Origin of the sequence: Shigella sp. FC1567 (assembly GCF_001743015.1) — a bacterium.
Classification (GTDB): Bacteria; Pseudomonadota; Gammaproteobacteria; order Enterobacterales; family Enterobacteriaceae; genus Escherichia; species Escherichia coli.
Genome location: NZ_MIIV01000207.1, coordinates 1 through 2600 on the forward strand (window position 1 = coordinate 1; position 2600 = coordinate 2600).

Sequence of the window (2600 nt, forward strand, 5' to 3'; positions counted from 1 at the left end):
GCGCGGAAACTGCTGGGATAACAGCCCAATGGAACGCTTCTTCAGGAGTCTGAAGAACGAATGGATGCCGGTGGTGGGTTACGTAAGCTTCAGCGAGGCAGCTCACGCCATAACGGACTATATCGTTGGATATTACAGCGCACTAAGACCGCACGAATATAACTGTGGGTTCCCCCCAAACGAATCGGAAAATCGATACTGGAAAAACTCTAACTCGGTGGCCAGTTTTTGTTGACCACTTCAGCCAGAGAAATAACTGGCTGGCTGCTACACCATGTTGCCGGGCAACGAGGGAGACCGTCATCCCCGGTTCAAAGCTCTGCTGAACAATTGCGATCTTTTCCTGTGTGGTACGCCGTCTGCGTTTCTCCGGCCCTAAGACATCAATCATCTGTACTCCAATGACTAGTCTAAAAACTAGTATTAAGACTATCACTTATTTAAGTGATACTGGTTGTCTGGAGATTCAGGGGGCCAGTCTACTGCCGTTTTGCTTGTTGATCACCAGGCTGGTTTACTTTCCCTTGTACGGGATATCGAACCCGATAAGTTTAAAAATAACGTGCTGGCGCTGGGTGACCAGGCTAAGTATTTCAACTTACCAACTATTCTTACCACCAGTTTTGAAACCGGTCCTAACGGCCCATTAGTTCCAGAACTGAAAGCACAATTCCCCGATGCACCTTACATTGCTCACCCGGGAAATATTAACGCCTGGGATAACGAAGATTTTGTAAAAGCTGTCAAAGCGACAGGTAAAAAACAGTTAATTATTGCCGGTGTGGTAACCGAAGTTTGCGTGGCATTCCCGGCGCTTTCAGCCATTGAAGAAGGGTTTGACGTCTTTGTCGTGACTGACGCGTCAGGGACCTTTAATGAAATTACCCGGCATTCGGCATGGGATCGCATGTCGCAAGCTGGTGCGCAATTGATGACATGGTTCGGCGTGGCGTGCGAGCTGCATCGCGACTGGCATAATGATATTGAAGGACTGGCGACGTTGTTCTCTAACCACATTCCTGATTATCGTAATTTGATGACCTGTTATGACACGTTAACGAAGCAGAAATAAAAGAGAACCGGGGCCGAAACCCCGGTTGTTATGATTAGCTTGCGACGGCCATCCCCACGGTCATATGCAAACCATAGAATACGCCGCGACCGATTAATTCCCCTGCCAGAAGCAGAATGAATGATACAGAAAGTAGCGGAACCGCAGGCTGATAACCTTTTAGCTGTGGTGCAATCCACAAGCACAGGGCAACGGCCAAAAGCACGATCCGCCAGGACATCAGCGCACCATAGTCCGGCACCAGCGCTGCGGCCTGCTGCACAGAACTATGAATAGTCGCCAGCTCTGCGCCCTGCATCACTGATACCACGCCACTCACTACCAGTGCCAGTACAGAAATTGCTGGCAGCAGACGCATCGCCCAGCCATCGACGCCAGCCAGACTCAACAACAGGTAACCCAGTAACGGGCCGCCCATAAACATCGTCAGGAAGAAGCCCATCGGCGTCCAGATGCTGTACCAGGTCGGAACGGTATCAATGCTGTTATACACACGCACCATCATCCAGACAAAGATGACGCCAAGAACCATCGTCACTATCAGCCACAGCGTACGCAATGCCGGTGACAGCTTTTTCAGCATTGCCAGCAACCAGCCGATGCCGCCTACGGCAAAAAAGATCGAACCGCTGGCGATTTCGTTACTGAGTGCTGAAGCCCCTACCCGGTTGAGCGAGTTAAAAGCGCGCATTGGTGAACCAAGATGGAGCATAGAGGCGATAAAGCCAATGCCCATCAGCACCCATAAACCAAACATGCAGGCGATAACACGCTGCTGGGCTTCTGCTCGCAGGTCGCCTTTGAGCAGCGCCAAAGCCAGAACGATAAAACCACCTGCTACACATTGCCCGAAGACCGTGAAGATCATCAGCGGCCATTCATGCCATCCACTTCCCATCTCACACCTCCTTCGGGTTTGCCAGATAGCCAGTGGTATCCCCGGTCGGGCGGCTATTGGCATTGGGTTTGATCACAATATTCGGTTTGGTAAAGTGAGCTCGCGGCAACGGCGCAACGGCCGCCAGATCGCCATGTTTTTTACGCAGCTCGTCGATAGGGCCGAAATCCAGCGCCCGCAGCGGACAAGATTCAACACAGATCGGCTTTTTACCCTCCGCAACACGGTCATAACAACCATCGCATTTGGTCATATGGCCTTTCGTTTCGTTATATTGCGGTGTGAACCGCCCCGGGTTTCCTGGAGAGTGTTTTATCTGTGAACTCAGGCTGCCAGATCATCGTTTCCGATGGAAGCATAATAAGCTTTTTCTGCTTCTGCCGGAGGGATGTGGCCCAGCCTTTCCAGCAATCGTCGATTATTATACCAGTCCACCCACGTGAGTGTGGCCAGTTCCACTTCTGCACGGTTTTTCCAGCTCTTACGGTGTATTACCTCCGCTTTGTAAAGACCATTGATGCTCTCCGCCATCGCGTTGTCATACGAGTCGCCTGTACTTCCTGTTGATGCCAGTAATCCGGCTTCCTTAAGCCGCTGTGTGTAGGCCAGCGATACATACTGAGAACCTTT

At 51.2% G+C, this 2600-nt stretch carries 4 protein-coding genes and 2 pseudogenes; 2 read left to right on the top strand and 4 right to left on the bottom strand.

From position 1 onward, the window contains the following. The coding region (locus BHE85_RS13065; protein ID WP_146627983.1) for an integrase core domain-containing protein at window positions 1-235 on the top strand (235 nt) is incomplete at its 5' end. Window positions 236-238: 3 nt separating this feature from the next. Here the strand turns inward: BHE85_RS13065 and BHE85_RS13070 are convergent. Continuing rightward, window positions 239-391 (bottom strand): annotated as a pseudogene (locus tag BHE85_RS13070) (transposase); the annotation flags it as partial. A gap of 63 nt (window positions 392-454) precedes the next feature. On the opposite strand from BHE85_RS13070, the gene ycaC reads away from it, so the two are divergent. Then, window positions 455-1072: an isochorismate family cysteine hydrolase YcaC gene (gene ycaC, locus BHE85_RS13075; RefSeq protein WP_000012223.1), complete on the top strand. Its 618-nt coding sequence runs from the start codon at window positions 455-457 to the stop codon at window positions 1070-1072. Between the two features lie 34 nt (window positions 1073-1106). Here the strand turns inward: ycaC and dmsC are convergent, their stop codons facing one another. The 3 genes and pseudogenes from dmsC to BHE85_RS13090 form a co-directional block, all read right to left on the bottom strand. Further along, entirely contained in the window at window positions 1107-1970 is an 864-nt protein-coding gene (gene dmsC, locus BHE85_RS13080) for a dimethyl sulfoxide reductase anchor subunit DmsC (protein ID WP_000534637.1), read from the bottom strand. Window position 1971: 1 nt separating this feature from the next. Further along, window positions 1972-2250, bottom strand: a pseudogene (dmsB, locus tag BHE85_RS13085) (dimethylsulfoxide reductase iron-sulfur subunit DmsB); the annotation flags it as partial. A 44-nt stretch (window positions 2251-2294) separates the two neighbouring features. Continuing rightward, the coding region (locus BHE85_RS13090) for an integrase core domain-containing protein (RefSeq protein ID WP_032232747.1) at window positions 2295-2600 on the bottom strand (306 nt) is incomplete at its 5' end.

Excerpts from the sequence above, each read along its gene's own strand:
- dmsC (WP_000534637.1), bottom strand. The coding sequence starts at position 1,970 with ATGGGAAGTGGATGGCATGAATGGCCGCTGATGATCTTCACGGTCTTC.